16 protein-coding genes are annotated in these 15,202 nt (G+C 69.4%); 5 read left to right on the top strand and 11 right to left on the bottom strand.

Annotation, left to right across the window (positions count from 1 at the left end):
* Nucleotides 1–74: 74 nt before the first annotated feature.
* The 4 genes from OIE53_RS17920 to OIE53_RS17905 all read right to left on the bottom strand — a co-directional run bounded on the left by OIE53_RS17920 (nt 75) and on the right by OIE53_RS17905 (nt 1,814).
* The gene (locus tag OIE53_RS17920; protein ID WP_327022688.1) at nt 75–467 is read right to left on the bottom strand and encodes a hypothetical protein; all 393 of its coding nucleotides are present in this window, start codon (nt 465–467) and stop codon (nt 75–77) included.
* The gene (locus tag OIE53_RS17915; protein ID WP_327022687.1) at nt 464–778 is read right to left on the bottom strand and encodes a hypothetical protein; all 315 of its coding nucleotides are present in this window, start codon (nt 776–778) and stop codon (nt 464–466) included. The genes OIE53_RS17920 and OIE53_RS17915 overlap by 4 nt, the downstream gene beginning before the upstream one ends.
* A 38-nt stretch (nt 779–816) precedes the next feature.
* Nucleotides 817–1,131: a hypothetical protein gene (locus OIE53_RS17910; RefSeq protein ID WP_327022686.1), complete on the bottom strand. Its 315-nt coding sequence runs from the start codon at nt 1,129–1,131 to the stop codon at nt 817–819.
* A 407-nt stretch (nt 1,132–1,538) separates the two neighbouring features.
* Complete coding sequence (locus OIE53_RS17905) at nt 1,539–1,814, bottom strand: hypothetical protein (RefSeq protein WP_327022685.1); 276 nt, start codon at nt 1,812–1,814, stop codon at nt 1,539–1,541.
* 161 nt (nt 1,815–1,975) lie between these two features.
* Between OIE53_RS17905 and OIE53_RS17900 the strand changes: the two genes are divergently transcribed.
* The 3 genes from OIE53_RS17900 (at nt 1,976) to OIE53_RS17890 (ending at nt 5,032) form a co-directional block, all read left to right on the top strand.
* Nucleotides 1,976–2,743 carry an AfsR/SARP family transcriptional regulator gene (locus tag OIE53_RS17900; protein ID WP_327022684.1) on the top strand — a complete coding sequence of 256 codons (768 nt, stop codon included), beginning with the start codon at nt 1,976–1,978 and terminating at the stop codon, nt 2,741–2,743.
* Between the two features lie 874 nt (nt 2,744–3,617).
* On the top strand, nt 3,618–4,508 hold the full coding sequence (locus OIE53_RS17895) for a Bax inhibitor-1/YccA family protein (RefSeq protein ID WP_327022683.1): 891 nt from the start codon (nt 3,618–3,620) through the stop codon (nt 4,506–4,508).
* A 230-nt stretch (nt 4,509–4,738) separates the two neighbouring features.
* Nucleotides 4,739–5,032, top strand: coding sequence for a hypothetical protein (locus OIE53_RS17890; protein WP_327027259.1), 294 nt, complete (start codon nt 4,739–4,741; stop codon nt 5,030–5,032).
* A gap of 42 nt (nt 5,033–5,074) precedes the next feature.
* On the opposite strand, the gene OIE53_RS17885 is transcribed toward OIE53_RS17890, so the two are convergent.
* From OIE53_RS17885 to OIE53_RS17875, 3 genes are read right to left on the bottom strand one after another with little or no spacing between them, the layout of a single operon-like run.
* A complete protein-coding gene (locus OIE53_RS17885) occupies nt 5,075–6,334 on the bottom strand; it encodes an acetyl-CoA C-acetyltransferase (protein WP_327022682.1) in 1,260 nt (419 codons plus the stop codon).
* A 50-nt stretch (nt 6,335–6,384) separates the two neighbouring features.
* Nucleotides 6,385–7,188 carry an SGNH/GDSL hydrolase family protein gene (locus tag OIE53_RS17880; RefSeq protein WP_327022681.1) on the bottom strand — a complete coding sequence of 268 codons (804 nt, stop codon included), beginning with the start codon at nt 7,186–7,188 and terminating at the stop codon, nt 6,385–6,387.
* A gap of 52 nt (nt 7,189–7,240) precedes the next feature.
* Nucleotides 7,241–8,290, bottom strand: coding sequence for an SGNH/GDSL hydrolase family protein (locus OIE53_RS17875; RefSeq protein ID WP_327022680.1), 1,050 nt, complete (start codon nt 8,288–8,290; stop codon nt 7,241–7,243).
* Nucleotides 8,291–8,429: 139 nt separating this feature from the next.
* Between OIE53_RS17875 and OIE53_RS17870 the strand changes: the two genes are divergently transcribed.
* Nucleotides 8,430–8,786 carry a YkvA family protein gene (locus OIE53_RS17870; RefSeq protein ID WP_013731647.1) on the top strand — a complete coding sequence of 119 codons (357 nt, stop codon included), beginning with the start codon at nt 8,430–8,432 and terminating at the stop codon, nt 8,784–8,786.
* A gap of 87 nt (nt 8,787–8,873) precedes the next feature.
* Entirely contained in the window at nt 8,874–10,244 is a 1,371-nt protein-coding gene (locus tag OIE53_RS17865) for a cystathionine beta-synthase (RefSeq protein WP_327022679.1), read from the top strand.
* A gap of 134 nt (nt 10,245–10,378) precedes the next feature.
* Here OIE53_RS17865 and OIE53_RS17860 read toward each other — a convergent pair whose 3' ends face one another.
* From OIE53_RS17860 to ngg, 4 genes are all read right to left on the bottom strand, one after another.
* The gene (locus OIE53_RS17860) at nt 10,379–10,891 is read right to left on the bottom strand and encodes a GNAT family N-acetyltransferase (RefSeq protein ID WP_327022678.1); all 513 of its coding nucleotides are present in this window, start codon (nt 10,889–10,891) and stop codon (nt 10,379–10,381) included.
* A complete protein-coding gene (locus tag OIE53_RS17855; protein ID WP_327022677.1) occupies nt 10,888–11,817 on the bottom strand; it encodes a ribonuclease Z in 930 nt (309 codons plus the stop codon). The genes OIE53_RS17860 and OIE53_RS17855 overlap by 4 nt, the downstream gene beginning before the upstream one ends.
* A gap of 319 nt (nt 11,818–12,136) precedes the next feature.
* Nucleotides 12,137–13,330, bottom strand: coding sequence for an osmoprotectant NAGGN system M42 family peptidase (locus OIE53_RS17850; protein ID WP_327022676.1), 1,194 nt, complete (start codon nt 13,328–13,330; stop codon nt 12,137–12,139).
* Nucleotides 13,327–15,201: an N-acetylglutaminylglutamine synthetase gene (gene ngg / locus OIE53_RS17845; protein ID WP_327022675.1), complete on the bottom strand. Its 1,875-nt coding sequence runs from the start codon at nt 15,199–15,201 to the stop codon at nt 13,327–13,329. Before ngg ends, OIE53_RS17850 begins: the two co-directional genes overlap by 4 nt.
* Nucleotide 15,202 lies beyond the last annotated feature (1 nt).

Here is a 15,202-nt window from a genome sequence, read left to right as displayed (position 1 = left end):
TATGATCTCCGAATCCTTAGCGGGGCCAGGCGTCCCTTCGAAGGGAGCCCCCTGGCCCCGCCTGGTGCGAGTTGCTACTTGTATCCGTTCCATGCGCTGTTGGCGCGCTGTTCGCACTCGAACCGATCAATGGGATTGGCCGATCCCTTGACCGTGCGCCACGGCCCGGTGTAATCGAGCTGCCAGCTGCAGTCCACCTGCAAGCGCAGCGTCGCCCCCGGAGAATCGACGCATTCGTTCCATGCCGCGGTGGTACGCCAATGCGCCGCACAACCGAGGGTTCGGCCGCTCGACCCGCTGGCCTGTGCGGATTGGGCGGTGACAGCCATCCCGGTCAGGGCCATCATGGTGACTGCCGTGACCCCGACGGCCCTTTTCACTCCCGTCAACCTTCCGGCAGAGGAAGGCACCTCACCGGTGACGGCGGTCGCGGTATCGGCGACACTAGAGTTGTTGCGGGTGCTCACCGGTAGCCGTTCCATGCGGAGTTGGCCTTCTTGAAGCAGCTGTACGAGTCCAGTGGATCGACGGCTCCCTCCACCCTCTTCCACTTCCCGGTCCAGTCGAGTTGCAGGTCGCAGTCCACCGCTAGGCGGACCTCGACGGGCTGCTGGCTGTCCCGTACGCACTCGTTCCAAGTGGCGGTGGTCCGCCAGTGGGCGGCGCAACCCCGGACCCGGTTGGTGTCCCCCGCCTCGGCCGGCAGGGACCCGATCGTGACGGTTGCCAGGCCGGCGACCAGAGCGACGGCGGCGGGCAACGATTGCTTGAGCTTCAATTTTCCCTCTTATTCTGGATTGCCTGATCTAATTCGGACTAGAAGCGGAACGCGTTGTAGGCCTCGTATGCCTGGTAGCGGCATTCATACCGGCTGACCGGATCCTTAGACGAGTTCACGTAGTTCCAGGGGCCGAAGTACTGATTCTGCCACTTGCATTCGACCTGGAGTTGGAGCGTGACGCCCCGCGGATTGATGCACTCGTTCCACGCGGCGGTCACTCGCCAGTGGGCCGCGCAGCCATGCTCACGCGACGTGTCACCGGATGCCTGTGCAGCACCACCGCTGGCCATCGGGAGGGCAAATGCGGCGGCTAGTCCTGCGACGAGGGCGAGTTTCTTACCCCTTTTCACTGCGTACCTCCAGCAATCAGAATCGGAACGCGACCTCTGCCTTGTTCACGTGGTGCCGGCATTCGTGTCGGTCGGACGGATCGATCGACCCCTTGACCCAACGCCACGGTCCTACGTAGGTGCTGGTCCCGATCGGGAGTTTGCACTCCGCTTGAAGTTGCACGTAGAGACCGGGCGCGTTGATGCACTCGTTCCATGACGCGGTGTTCCGCCAGTGCGCGGCACATCCGTGTTGGCGGGGAGTGTCGCCAGCCGCCTGAGCCGTGGCAGCTGAGGCGACTCCCAGTCCCACCCCTAGCAGCACGGTTGCACCCATCACGAGGGCGGCGCGTTTACGATGCACGAGAAACCTCCACATTTGCGGTTCGACTAGTTGTGCCAGGCACAACGCGAGCGGATAGCGCCTGTTATCTGTAACCGTTCCAGGCAGTCAGTGCCTTGACCTTGCACCGGTACTCGTCCACCGGGTTGATCGTGCCGCGGACGGTTTTCCAGCTTCCGGTGTGGTCGAGCTGCCAGTCGCACTCGACATTCAGCCGGATCTGTGCCCCCGGCGAGTCAACGCACTCGTTCCATGCCGCAGTGACCTTCCAGTGCGCCGCGCATCCGAGTGTGCGCCCGGTTGATCCGGCCTGTGCCGGAGCGCCGGCGATCAGGATCCCGGCCAGTCCGGCGACGGTCATCCCGAGCGCTATGCGGAATGTTGATTTCAAGCGACTACCTCCAACAGAAGCATGAGGGTGCGGCGCGATTAGCCACGACGTAATGCAACAGGGTCAATGCATATTCCCGGCACATCGATGGGGCTTGACACCTTCGTAAAGATCGACTAATATGCCGCCTCATGACGGGGGTTAGTGGATTAACCCCGCTCAAGATAGGCATTCTCGGGCGGGTAGTGGTTTCAATTGATGAACAAGAGCTCGAGTTCAATCAGGCGATGATTCGAGGGTTGGTCGCGGTCCTCGCACGAAACATTGGTCGTACGACATCTATTCGTGGGCTCGTCGGCGCACTGTGGGACGAGCCGCCGCCGTCGGCAGAAGCGAACCTGAGATCCTATGTGGCAAGGTTGAGAGGTAGCTTCCCGGCGGAAAGCCGCAACCTGCTCGTCACACGGCGGGCCTCCGGATATGAATTGCAGGTGCGTGCGGAACAGTCTGATCTGCACCTTTTCCGTGCTCGATTGTCGGCCGGTCGCGAACGCAACGCCTACGGCGACCTGCGCGGGGCCGCGCAGGCCCTACAATCTGCGATCTCGCTGTGGCGTGGACCGGCCGGTGACGATCTGCCCGTCACCTTGAGTCTTCAGACGGCCGCATCTGGCCTCAACGCCGAGCGCCTCGCCGCCATCGAGGAACTTGCCGAAGTCTGTCTGCGGCTGGGAGTCGCCAGTCCGGTTGCGACCTACCTGTCGGACGCGGTGCTGATAGAGCCTGCGCGGGAGCGCTCCTGGGCGCTGCTGGCCAGGGTCCATGCCCTCTTGGGAGGCGTGACCGCAGCCTCTCAGACGCTCGGGCAGGCGCGCCGGGTCCTCGCCGCAGAAATCGGCATCCAGCAGTACCGGCTCCTTGATGAGGTCTCGGTGGAGTTGACTGGCGTCGGCCGGTAGGCGCTTGCATTGCGTCAGGGCGTGTCGTTGATCCCGATGCTGCGGATGAAGCTGCGTACGCGGATCAACGGCACGCCTAATCGGCCGCGACGATTTGCTGCAGGTCCGTCGCTGCCTGTATGGCAGCCCGCCCGCTGCGATGACGTTGTTCGATGTACATAGAATATGCGCTTCGGGACGACGATAGGGGAGACCGGCTCGGCGCTGCCTGTCTCCCGACGGCAGTAGCCACCTGATGCAATGAACTTCGGAGGTTGGCTTTGAAAATGACGAAGAATCGTGCGGCGTCCCTGGCGTTGGCGGCAGGGATCGCTGGTGTGCTAGCGGCGGGCGGAGTAGCCGGCACCGCGCAGGCTGCTGGTGATACCTCGCGTTACAAAGGCTGCGCGGCCCACTGGCGGAACACCGCCACGTGGGGGGAATGCGTCGACTCGCCGGGAGTGACCCTGCAGTTGCAGTCGGAATGCAGTTGGTCCGCGAGCTACCAGGGACTCTGGCGTACGGTAAAGGGTTCGATGAACCCCACCGATTCTTGGGAATGCAGCTGGAAGGCAGTAAAGGCGTTCAACGTCTACCGCTCATAGCAAATCCCTCGCGGCGGGCCGGTGAATTCGTGTGACGGCGGGCTCCGAGGTCGTAGCGTGATGAAGGCCTCCGGCTGCGGGTTGATCCTCGTTGATCCCTCCGCAGGCCAGGGGCCTTCGTGCAGCCCGGGGAGGTACGGTCGGCCAGGTGGTCCCCGGCGACGACCACCGGCGCCCGCAGGTCCACTCTCAGGTTTCCCTCAGCATTCCGATGGCCGTCGGGCTGGTGCGGGCGATTAGTCTTAGTGGCGCGCGTTGACGTGCCACGACCCCCTTAGGGAGGCCAGACAGTGAAGACTTCGAACCCGGTACTCGCGCGGCTCGGCCAGGCGGCCGAGCGCGAGCGTGCCGCCGGGTACGCCCCCACCGGGCCGTACGGGCAGCCCGGTTACCCGCAGCAGCCCGGTTACCCGCAGCAGGCTGGTTACCCGCAGCAGCCCGGTTACCCCCCGCAGGCCGATTATCCCGGCGCGTCGGGCTTCCCGGCCGCGCCCTCAGCGGTCACCCCCATGTCGATCGACGACGTGGTGGTCAAGACGGTCATGCTCCTGGCCATCGTCGGCGTCTCCGCCGCGGCGGCCTGGGCGCTGGTGCCCAACGCCCTGCTCGGTGTCGCCTGGATCGGCGCGGCCATCGTCGGCCTGGTGCTCGGCCTGATCATCTCGTTCTCGAAGATGGCGAACCCGGCGCTGATCGTCGCGTACGCCGTCGTCGAGGGTGTGCTGGTCGGCGCGATCAGCAAGTTCTTCGAAATGCGTTACCCGGGCATCGTCCTGCAGGCGGTAATCGCCACGTTCGGTGTCTTCTTCGTGATGACGATGCTCTACAAGGCACGTGTCATCCGGGCCACGCCGAAGTTCACCAAGGGCTTGGTCGCAGTCATGGCCGGCCTGTTCGCCGTCATGCTGATCAACCTGGTGTTGTCGTTGGTCGGCGTCAACACCGGTTTGCGTGGCGACGGTGAAGGTGGTGCCAACGCACTGGCCATCGGCTTCAGCCTGGTCTGCATCGTGGTGGCCTCGCTGAGCTTCGTGCTCAGCTTCAAGGAGGTCGAGGACGGCGTCCGGATGGGCCTGCCGCAGCGCTACTCCTGGGTGGCCGCGTTCGGCATCCTGGTCAGCCTGATCTGGCTCTACATCGAGATCCTGCGACTGCTGAGCTACTTCCAGGGCGACGACTGACCTCACCGCCTAACGACCGACCGGCGCCCGCTCCCCACCCAGGGGACGGGCGCCGTCGTCACCCCACCCCCTCCCACCTCCCACCCCGCCCCGTTGATTATGAGGTTGGCGGCACCGTGGAGATCAACGGTGCCGCCAACCTCATGATCAACGCGCGTTCTGGGTGGGGTGGGAGGTGGAGGGGGGTGGGTAGGGTTTTGGGGGTGGGGGATGTGGAGTTGGGGCGGGGTGTGGAGTTGCTGGTGCGGCAGGTGGGGCACTGGCAGCAGGGGCGGTGGTCGGTTACCGCCTCGACCGGCAACGTGTCCCGGGCCGAGCTGGTGCATCGACTGATTCAGGACATCGCCGACCTGTGTGCGGACGCGGAGGGGCAGCCACGGCGGGTCGTGCCCCGGCTCGACAACGACCTGGCTTTGGCCGACCAACTGCGGGTGGTCGCGGCCGATCTGCTCGCCGCCGCCCCGTCCGAGGAGGTGCTGGCCCGGGCAACGGCCGAGGTGGCCGCGACCCGAGCCGCACTTTGAGGAACCTGCTGCCGGGCAGCGCAGCTGCCCGTCGCCGTGCGCTTAGCTGAGGCGTTCCAGGACCATGGCCATGCCTTGTCCGCCGCCTACGCACATGGTCTCCAGGCCGATGGTCTTGTCGTGCCACTGGAGGGCGTTGAGCAGGGTGCCGGTGATCCGGGCGCCGGTCATCCCGAAGGGGTGGCCGACGGCGATCGCCCCGCCCATCACGTTCAGCTTCTCCTCGGGGATCCCGAGCTGCCGGTACGAGGGGATGACCTGGGCGGCGAAGGCCTCGTTGATCTCGACCAGGTCCACGTCGTCGATGGTCATGCCGGCCCGCTTGAGTGCCTGCCGGCTCGCCTCGACCGGGCCGAGCCCCATGATCTCCGGGGAGAGGGCGGTGACGCCGGTGGAGATGATCCGGGCCAGCGGGGTGACGCCCAACTCCTGCGCCCGCTGCGCGCTCATGATCACCACGGCGGCGGCGCCGTCGTTGAGGGGGCAGCAGTTGCCGGCGGTGATCCGACCGTCCGGCCGGAAGACCGGCTTGAGGGCGGAGACGGCCTCCAGGGTCACCCCGGCACGCGGCCCGTCGTCCATGCTGACCACCGTGCCGTCCGGGGTGGTCACCGGAGTGATCTCGCGGGCCCAGAAACCGTCCGCGATGGCCTTCTCGGCCAGGTTCTGGCTGCGTACACCGAAGGCGTCCATGTCGGCGCGGGAGATGTCGTACACCTGGGCCAGGTTCTCCGCGGTCTGCCCCATAGCGAGGTAGACGTCCGGGAGGGCGCCCTCTTCGCGGGGGTCGCTCCAGACCGGGGCCTCGGCCTCGGAGCGGTCCTTGGAACGCTGCTGGGCCTCGGCGAAGCGGGGGTTCTCCCAACGGCCCAGCAGGGCCTGCGCCTCCGAGGGCAGGCCGTCGGAGCTACCCCGGGCGTACCGGGAGACGGCCTCGACACCGGCGGAGATGAACACGTCCCCCTCGCCGGCCCGGATCGCGTGCATCGCCATCCGGGTGGTCTGCAGGGAGGAGGCGCAGTACCGGGTCAGGGTCGCACCCGGCAGGCGGTCGAGGCCCATCAGGACGGCGACCACCCGGGCCATGTTGAAGCCCTGCTCGCCGCCGGGCAGGCCGCAACCCAGGTAGAGGTCGTCGATCTCCTGCCGGTCGAGCTGGGGGATCTTGTCCAGGGCCGCCTGCACGATGGTGGCGGCGAGGTCGTCCGGACGAACATCACGGAGGGACCCCTTGTGGGCCCGACCGATGGGTGAGCGGGTGGTGGCGACGATCACGGCATCGCGTGGCGACTCAATCGGCATGACCCAACGTTAACCCGCGAGTAACTTGTCGTGGAAGTCGCCGGCGAGGGTCAGCGGCGTTGGGTGACGGCCGCTGCGGCGGCCACCGCCGGCAGCAGGGCGTGGGCCCAGACGCGGTACCCGTCGGCGGAGGGGTGATAGCCGTCGTGACAGAAGGTGCCGGCATCGGCGCGGAACACCTGCCCGGTCTCGGCGGCCAGGTCGACCACCGCACCCCCGGCGTCGAGGACCGCCTTGGTCTGCGCCCGGCCGACCTGGCGGCCCACCCAGCCGACCACCTGCCGCAGGGGCGGGGCGATGGCCGGCACCGCGCCCAGGTCCGGGCAGGTGCCGACGACGACCTCCACCCCGGCCTGGCGGAGCCGGTGCACGGCCGCACCCAGGTAGGCGGCGGCCTCCGAGGGCCTGCGCAGGGTGGTGGCGTCGTTCGCCCCGATCAGGATGACCGCCACGTCCGGCTGCGCGCCGAGCAACGCCCGGGCGACCTGGGTCGCCAGGTCGGTGGAGCGCGACCCGGAGACACCGACACTGGACAGCCGCACCTGGCGCCCGGCCGGACCCTCCGCCAGCAACTCGGCCAACTGCCCGCCGATGGTGTCGCCGAGACGATCGACACCGACCCCCAGGGCGGAGGAGTCACCGAGCAGCACCAGCCGCAGCGGCGGGGCGTCGACGCGGCCGACCGTGGCCCGCAGTGCGAGACCCAGTTCGGGTTGGGCGTAGCGGCGGCTGCGGGCCACCACGGCCTGACCGGCGAGCACCGCCGCGCCGCCCAGGGTGCCGGCGAGCAGCGAGGCGGCGGCCGTACGGGCCAGCCAGCCGGCCACCCGGCCCCCGGGCACGTTGCTGGTCATCGCGCTGCCCCAGCCCGGGCAGCCCTGGTGTACGCGAGCCTCGTCCGGTCGATCATCTGAGTTCCTCCACTGCGGGTGAGTCGGCACCGGTCGGCGATGACATCGCGCCGATGCCGAACAGCCCCCGGCGACGCAGTTGCGCCCAGCGGCCACCGGGACCGCTCTCACTGCCACGAACCTGCGTGCCGCTGACCTCCGTACCCGGATGCCTCGCCGCTTCGTGAGCGGCCCTCGGCAATGACCGTACGCCTTCGACGCGGGTTGGCGAAGGCCTGCGATCCGCTCCGTGACCGAGTGCGGCGAGCACCGTGGGCAGGATGGCGGCGGCGGCCACGGCGTACCCCTCCGCGGAGGGATGGAACCGGTCCCAGGCGAACATTCGCCCCGGTTCGGCGGTGAAGCGGGGCCCCAGCAGGTTGCCCAAAGAGACCGTCCAGCCACCGGCCGAGACCACGGCCACGGTCTGGGCGGCGGCGAGCTGGCGGCTCCACCGGCGGGCCAGCCAGCGCAGGGGTGGCTTGATGGGACGGATCGTGCCCAGGTCGGGGCAGGTGCCGACGACCACCTCGGCACCGGCCGCGCGCAGTGCCCGAACCCCCTCGACGAGGTGACGCACGGCCAGTCCGAGGGGGGCACGGTTCGTCACGTCGTTGCCGCCGATCAGGATGACGGCGACATCCGGGTCGCACTCCAGAGCCGCCTCGACCTGAAACTTGAGGCTGGCGGAGATGGCACCCACCACCGCGAAGCGGTGCAGGCGTACGGGACGCTGGAGTCGCCGGGACAGGCCGGTGGCCAGCAGGGCGCCGGGGGTCTCTCGGCGGCGGTGCACGCCGTAGCCGGCGGCGATGGAGTCGCCGAGCACGACCATGGTGAGCGGCGGGCCGGGAAACTTGGCCCCGTAGACTCCGTCACAGCGGGGTGGCGGTGCCTCGGCCATCGGAATGATGCGGCGGGCCTGGCGGGCCTGCCCGAGCAGTACGCCGGTCGCCGCCGCCGCAGCCGCCGCGGTGGCGCCGGTGCCGAGCGCGGCCACCCGGGCCACCCGCCAGGCGCGCGGCCAACGCGGACGTTCGGGTAAGACAGAACCAACGGCCCCCATACAGCGACATTAGCGCGGCGGTACGACCTTCTGCGGTGCTCGCGAGCGCACCCCGGTGCCTGGAATCCGACCCGTCTGGGTATTTGATGGCAGGGTGTTGCGTCCAGGCGTCACGCTGCACGTGGAGAGGAGCACGACGATGGCAAGGACGTTGAAGCGGGGTGCCGCCTTCGTGGCCCTGGGCCGGGCCCTGACCGCTGGTGCCCGGGGTGGACCGTCGCTCGGCGCGCGGATCGGCGCGCTGCCCAGGATGATCGCCGCCACCGCCCGCGGCCGGTACGACGGGGGCCTGAGGTTGGCGATGATGACGGCGGCGACGGCGTACATCGTCTCCCCGGTCGACGCGGTCCCGGAGTTGTTCCTGACGGTGTTCGGGTTGATCGACGACGCGGTGATGGTGACCTGGCTGGCCGGGGCCGTGCTGGCCGAGACCGAACGCTTCCTGGAATGGGAGGCGCGCACCAGCACCGTGGTCCCCGGTCACGTGGTGCCCTGACCGACGTACCCTTGGCGCGGGAATTTCACGGCAGACACCCCCCGCCAGGCCTGCGGCGCCGGCGTCGAAGGAGAAGGGCACAACGAGGTGCAGTACTACGACAACGTCGTCGAGCTGATCGGCAACACCCCGCTGGTACGGCTGCGCAATGTGGCCGAGGGCATCCAGGCCACCGTGTTGGCGAAGGTGGAGTACCTCAACCCCGGCGGGTCGGTGAAGGACCGGATCGCCCTGCGCATGGTGGAGGACGCCGAGGCGGCCGGCATCCTCAAGCCCGGCGGCACCATCGTCGAGCCGACCAGTGGCAACACCGGGGTCGGGCTGGCCCTGGTGGCCCAGCTCAAGGGCTACAAGTGTGTCTTCGTCTGCCCCGACAAGGTCAGCCAGGACAAGCAGGACGTGCTGCGGGCGTACGGCGCCGAGGTGGTGGTCTGCCCGACCGCGGTCGCGCCGGAGGACCCCCGCTCGTACTACAACGTCTCCGACCGGCTGGCCCGGGAGATCCCGGGGGCCTGGAAGCCCAACCAGTACGCCAACCCGGCCAACCCCCGTTCGCACTACGAGGTGACCGGCCCGGAGCTGTGGAAGCAGACCGAGGGTCGGATCACCCACTTCGTGGCCGGCGTCGGTACCGGCGGCACCATCTCCGGCATCGGCCGGTACCTCAAGGAGGCCTCCGGCGGGACGGTGAAGGTCATCGGCGCGGACCCGGAGGGCTCGGTCTACTCCGGGGGCACCGGCCGGCCGTACCTGGTCGAGGGGGTCGGTGAGGACTTCTGGCCGGAGACCTACGACCGCAGCGTGGCCGACCAGATCATCGAGGTCTCGGACAAGCAGTCCTTCGAGATGACCCGGCGGCTGGCCCGCGAGGAGGGGCTGCTGGTCGGCGGCTCCTGCGGAATGGCGGCGGTGGCCGCGCTGGAGGTGGCTCGTTCCGCCGGCCCGGACGACGTGATCGTGGTGCTGCTGCCGGACGGCGGCCGGGGCTACCTCTCCAAGATCTTCAACGACACCTGGATGGCCCGGTACGGCTTCCTCGACAACTCCGGCTCCGAGCCGACCGTGGCCGAGGCGCTGGCCGGTAAGCCGGGCGGCCTGCCCGAGCTGGTGCACGTCCACCCGACCGAGACGGTCCGGGACGCGGTCGACTACATGCGGGAGTACGGCGTCTCGCAGTTGCCGGTGCTCAAGGCCGAACCCCCGGTGGTGACCGGCGAGGTGGCCGGTTCGATCGCCGAGCGGGACCTGCTCGACGCTCTGTTCACCGGCCAGGCCCAGCTGCACGACACGATCGAGCGGCACATGGCCCCGCCGCTGCCGATGGTCGGCGGTGGTCAGCCGGTCAGCGAGGCCGTCAACCTGCTGGAGAAGTCCGACGCCGCCCTGGTGTTGATCGACGGCAAGCCCAAGGGCGTTCTCACCCGTCAGGACCTGCTCGCCCACCTCGGCGCCCGCTGAGGTGGAAGGAAGGGCCCCCTTTTAACGCCTCATGCATAGCAGGGGCCCCTTGTTAACACCCGGCCGGCAGTCGCTAGATCGAGTGTTAATAGGGGGCCCTTCCTCTACCGTAGGCGTTAATAAGGGGCCCTTCCTTACCCCAAAGCGCGGGTGTAGCGCAGTTGCCGGACGCTCACGTTGCCGATCATGTCGTCGCGTTCCAGCCCGGTCCGCTGCCAGCCGCCGCGCTCGTAGAAGCGGCGGGCGGGCGCGTTGTCGCTCAGCACCCAGAGCACCGCGCGGCGCCAACCGCGCCGCCCCATGGCGGTCAGGGCGTCGATCATCAGGGCCCGACCGATGCCCCGACCCCGCTCTGCCGGCTCCAGGTGGATGGCGTTGAGCAGGCCGGTGTCCGGGTCCTCCTCGTCGTCCGGCCCGAGGTAACTGAAGCCGACCAGGGTGCCGTCCCGCTCGGCCACGGTCATCCGGTGGTCGGTCAGCTCATAGCTCCACCGGAGCGTCCAGTAGTCGGCCAACGCCTGCGGTGTCGGGTCGGCCAGGGCCTCCGGCGGCAGGATCGAGGAGTACGCGGCGACCCGGGAACGCTGGTGCAGCCGTCCCACCGCCGCGATGTCGTCAGCGGTAGCGGCACGCAGCGTGACAGTCACCCGGCCGAGGGTACCCGCCGGGGCGGGACCTGCACGGTGGTCAGATCCTCGGCGATCACCAGGTCGCCGTCGAAGTGGGCGCGGGCCTCCTCGGCGAAGCGACGCAGGTCGGGGTAGCGCTGGGAGAAGTGGGTGAGCACCAGACGGCGTACCCCGGACTCGGTGGCCACCCGGGCGGCCTGGGCGGCGGTCAGGTGCCCGACCTCGGCGGCCAGGGCCGCCTCCGACTCCAGGAAGGTCGCCTCGATCACCAGCAGGTCGGCGTGCTCGGCCAGGGCGTACACCCCGTCGCAGAGGCCGGTGTCCATCACGAAGGCGAACCGCTGCCCGGGTCGGGGCACGCTAACCTCGTCGCGGGTGACGCGCCGCCCGTCGAGGTCCAGGTGGCCGACGCGCTGCAACTCGCCGACGGCCGGCCCGGCGATGCCGTACGCGGCCAGCCGCTCCGGCAGCATCCGGCAGCCGTCCGGTTCCACCAGCCGATAGCCGTACGTGTCGATCGGGTGCCGCAGTCGGCGGGCCTCCAGGGTGCCGCAGCGCAACGCGATGCGCTGCCCGTCCGCCTCGATCGGGGTCACCGCCAGCTCGGCGGTCTCGTAAAAGGAGCTGGCGTGCCGCAGTCGGGCGAAGTATTCCGCACCCTCGGCCGGGAAGTGCACCGCCACCGGCCGGGAGACCCGGTCCAGGGAGAGCCGCTGGATGGTGCCGGGCAGGCCGAGGCAGTGGTCGCCGTGGAAGTGGGTGATGCAGATCCGGGTCAGGTCGGTGGCGGTGACCGTGGTGTGCAGCAGTTGCCGCTGGCTGCCCTCACCCGGGTCGAAGAGGATCACCTCGTCGTCCCAGCGCAGCACGTACCCGTTGTGGTTGCGGGCCCGGGTCGGGGCCTGGCTGGCCGTACCGAGCACCACCAGCTCACGCATGGACACCCTGGCCTCCGCTGACATGAAGCGACCCCCGGGGCTTCCGCGCTGAGGCGGGCCGACTGGACTGGGTCGGCACCCCGGGGGTCGGGTGGCTTGTCGTGGTTTCGCCGCACCGCTGCCACACGGTCTCGACGACTTCTTACTGCCCGCCTGGATCAGACGGTCACTGTCGAGGACAGCGGCTAGCGGACAGCCACCTCACGAGTCCGATTGCTATACAAGTCTGGACCACCTCCTTTCCCGTGTACCCGTCACGTTATCCACGGCCGGGGTCGGCGGCAACGGATTTCGATCACAGGCCGGCCGGGAATGCCGGGCCACCTCACGAGCCGGGGGCTATGCCGATCGGGCCCTCGCGGGGGCCGTCCTCGTTGGCCGGCTGCACCGACAGGGAGGGGAAGTTCGCCAGGTCACCCTCCGGCTCGGCGTCCCACTCGGGGAAGACCAGGTCGCTCTGGAGGTAGAGACAGAGCAGTTGGGCCAGTTGCCGCAGCCCTTCCAGGTGGGTGCGTTCGTGACCGTGGGTGGCGTCGACACCGAAACCGAGCAGGGCCACCCGGGCGTGGGCCCCGGCCTCCACCGCCGCCGCCACGTCCGAGCGGTAGTAGTCGAAGACGTCGCGGACCAGGTCCACCTCGTGCTCCCGGGCGATGGCGGCCAGGTTGCGGGTCAGGTGATAGTCGAAGGGGCCCACCCCGTCGCCCATGGCCAGGGTGGCGGCGTCCTCCCGGGACTGCTGCCCGGGGGCGACCACCGCGGCGTCCACCGAGACGATCTCGGCGACGTCCGGGTCCAGGCCGTGCGAGGCACCGTGGCCGATCTCCTCGGTCACCGTGATCAGCAGGTGCGCGGTGACGGCCGGCTGCACCCCCGCGTCGACCATCGCCTTGATCGCGGTGAGCACCGCAGCCACCCCGGCCTTGTCGTCCAGGTGGCGGGACTTGACGTACCCGCTGGGGGTGACGGTCGGGTTGGGCAGGAAGGCCACGAAGTCGCCCGCGTCGATGCCGAGTGCCCGCAGGCCGTCGATGTCCTCCACCGGCTCGTCGACGCGTACCTCGACCTGATCCCAGCCGATGCCCTGCTCGTCGACGGCCTCGTTGTAGCGATGGCCGCTGGCCTTCAGGGGGAGCACCTGACCGGTGATCACCCGTTCCAGGTCGTCGGTGAAGATCCGGACGTGGGCTCCCTCGGCGAACCGGGCGCTGTGCGTACCGATCGGCTTGAGTTCCAGCCGGCCGTTCTCCTTGAGCCGCTTGACCATCCCGCCGATGGTGTCGGTGTGCACCACGATCGCCCGGTCCGCCCCGTGCTCCCGAGGGCCGGGCAGGCAGGCGCTGAGCGCCCCTCGGCGGGTCAGCGTCGACGGGATGCCGAGCGCCGACAGACGCTCACCTACGTACTGCTGCACATGGTCGGTACGCCCGGAAGGGCTGGGAATGTCCAGCAGTTCGAGCAGCACCTGGCGCAGGTAGTCCAGGTCTAGGGGGAGCGGGATGGTCTTGCGTACGGTCATGCCCCCGATGGTGCCGCACCCGCCGGAGTCCACAGCCGTTGCGGTGCCCGCGTCCCGGGAAAGAGGAGATCCACGAAGCGCTCCGCGGTGGGCTGCGGCTCATGGTTGGCCAACCCGGGCCGCTCGTTGGCCTCGATGAAGACGTGCTCGGGTCGATCGGGGGCCGGGGTCAGCAGATCCAGACCGGTGACCGGGATGTCCAGGGCCCGGCTGGCGGCCACGCACGCCTCGGCGATCACCGGATGCAGCTCGCCGGTGACGTCGTGGATGGTGCCCCCGGTGTGCAGGTTGGCGGTGCGGCGTACGGCCAGCACCTGCCCCTCGGGCAGGATGTCGTGCAGCTCGTAACCGGCCTCGGCGACCACGTCCCGGGTGATGTCGTCCAGCGGGATGCGGGACTCCCCGCCGGTGGCCGCGGCCCGGCGGCGGCTCTGCCGTTCGATCAGCTCGGCGATGTCGTGCACCCCGTCACCGGTGACGGAGGCCGGCCGGCGTACGGCGGCGGCGACCACCTCGTGATCGATCATGACCACCCGGAGGTCCTCACCGGCGCACAACTCCTCCAGCAGCACCTCCGTGCAGTACCGGGCGGCCAACTCGATCGCGGCGGCCAGGGCCTCCGGGGTCTTGACCCCCACGGTGATGCCGTTGCCCTGCTCGCCCCGGGCCGGCTTGACGACCAGCTCGCCCACCTCGGCCAGGAACTCGACGTCGGCGGCGTCCCCGCTGGCGGTGCGTCCCCGCGGCACGCTGAGCCCGGCCTCGGCCAGGATCCGCCGGGTGACCCGCTTGTCGTCGCAGCGGCTCATCGCCACCGCCGAGGTCAACTCCGACAGCGACTCCCGGGTGAGGATCGTCCGGCCACCGGTGGACAGCCGCAACTCACCCCACTGGGGGTCGGTCACCTCCACCCGAATGCCCCGCCGCATGGCCTCGTCGGCGACGATCTTCGCGTATGGGTTGAGCTGGTCGTACCCGGCCGGCATGGCCGGCAGGAACAGCCGCTCGTTGATCGGGTTCTTGCGCTTCACACAGAGGGTCGAGGTGCGGTAGAAGCCGAGCCGCTCGTAGAGCCGGATCGCGCCGACGTTCTCGGCCAGCACCGACAGGTCCACGTACGCCCGACCCCGGGCGACCAGCCGGGCGGCCAACTCGGTGATCAGGGCCTGCCCGGTGCCCGGCGGGGCCTGGTTGAAGTCGACCGTCAGGCACCACAGGCTGGCGCCGTTGTCCGGGTCGTCGAAGACCGCGACATGGTCCACCCCGGTGATGGTGCCGACGATCTCGCCGGTCGTCGCCTCCGCCACCAGGTGCAGGAAGCGGTCGGTGGCGGCGTTGTCCACCAGGATCTCGACCGGTGCGGTGACCATGCCGTTGGCCGCGTAGATCCGGTTGACCGCCTCCGCGTCGGCGGCGTCGCGCAGCCGGCGGATGCGTACCCCGGGCAGCTCCGCTGCGCCCTCCGGGAGGGTGGGAATCTCGACGGTGCCGCTCTTCCCGGTGGCCTCCGGTCGGGAGCCGGGCAGCGGCAGCCGGTAGGTCAGCGAGGGGTCGATGAACAGCTCATCCGGCAGCCGGGAGACCAGCACATGGGGATCACGCAGGTAGATGCAGATGTCCCGGGCACCGGCCGCCTCGGAGCGCAGTACGTCGGCGACGGCGGCCTGATCGTGGAAGGTCTGGCCGAAGACCAGCCGCCCCCAACCGCAGTCCAGCACGACGCCGTCGTCGCCGCGCGTTCCCTCCTCGTCTTCGCCGGGTTCGGTGCCGGCGGCCACGGCGACCGGGTCGCCACCCGGCCCGACCCGCTCGTACCGCCGTCCCCGGCCCCGGTCGGCCCTAGCCGTTCCGGTGGCCAGTGTGTCCGTCACG

This window comes from Micromonospora sp. NBC_01739 (assembly GCF_035920385.1).
In the GTDB taxonomy this organism is placed as follows: Bacteria; Actinomycetota; Actinomycetes; order Mycobacteriales; family Micromonosporaceae; genus Micromonospora.
The sequence above is the reverse complement of the archived record's forward strand: the minus strand, read 5'-3'. Positions and strand labels throughout refer to the sequence as shown.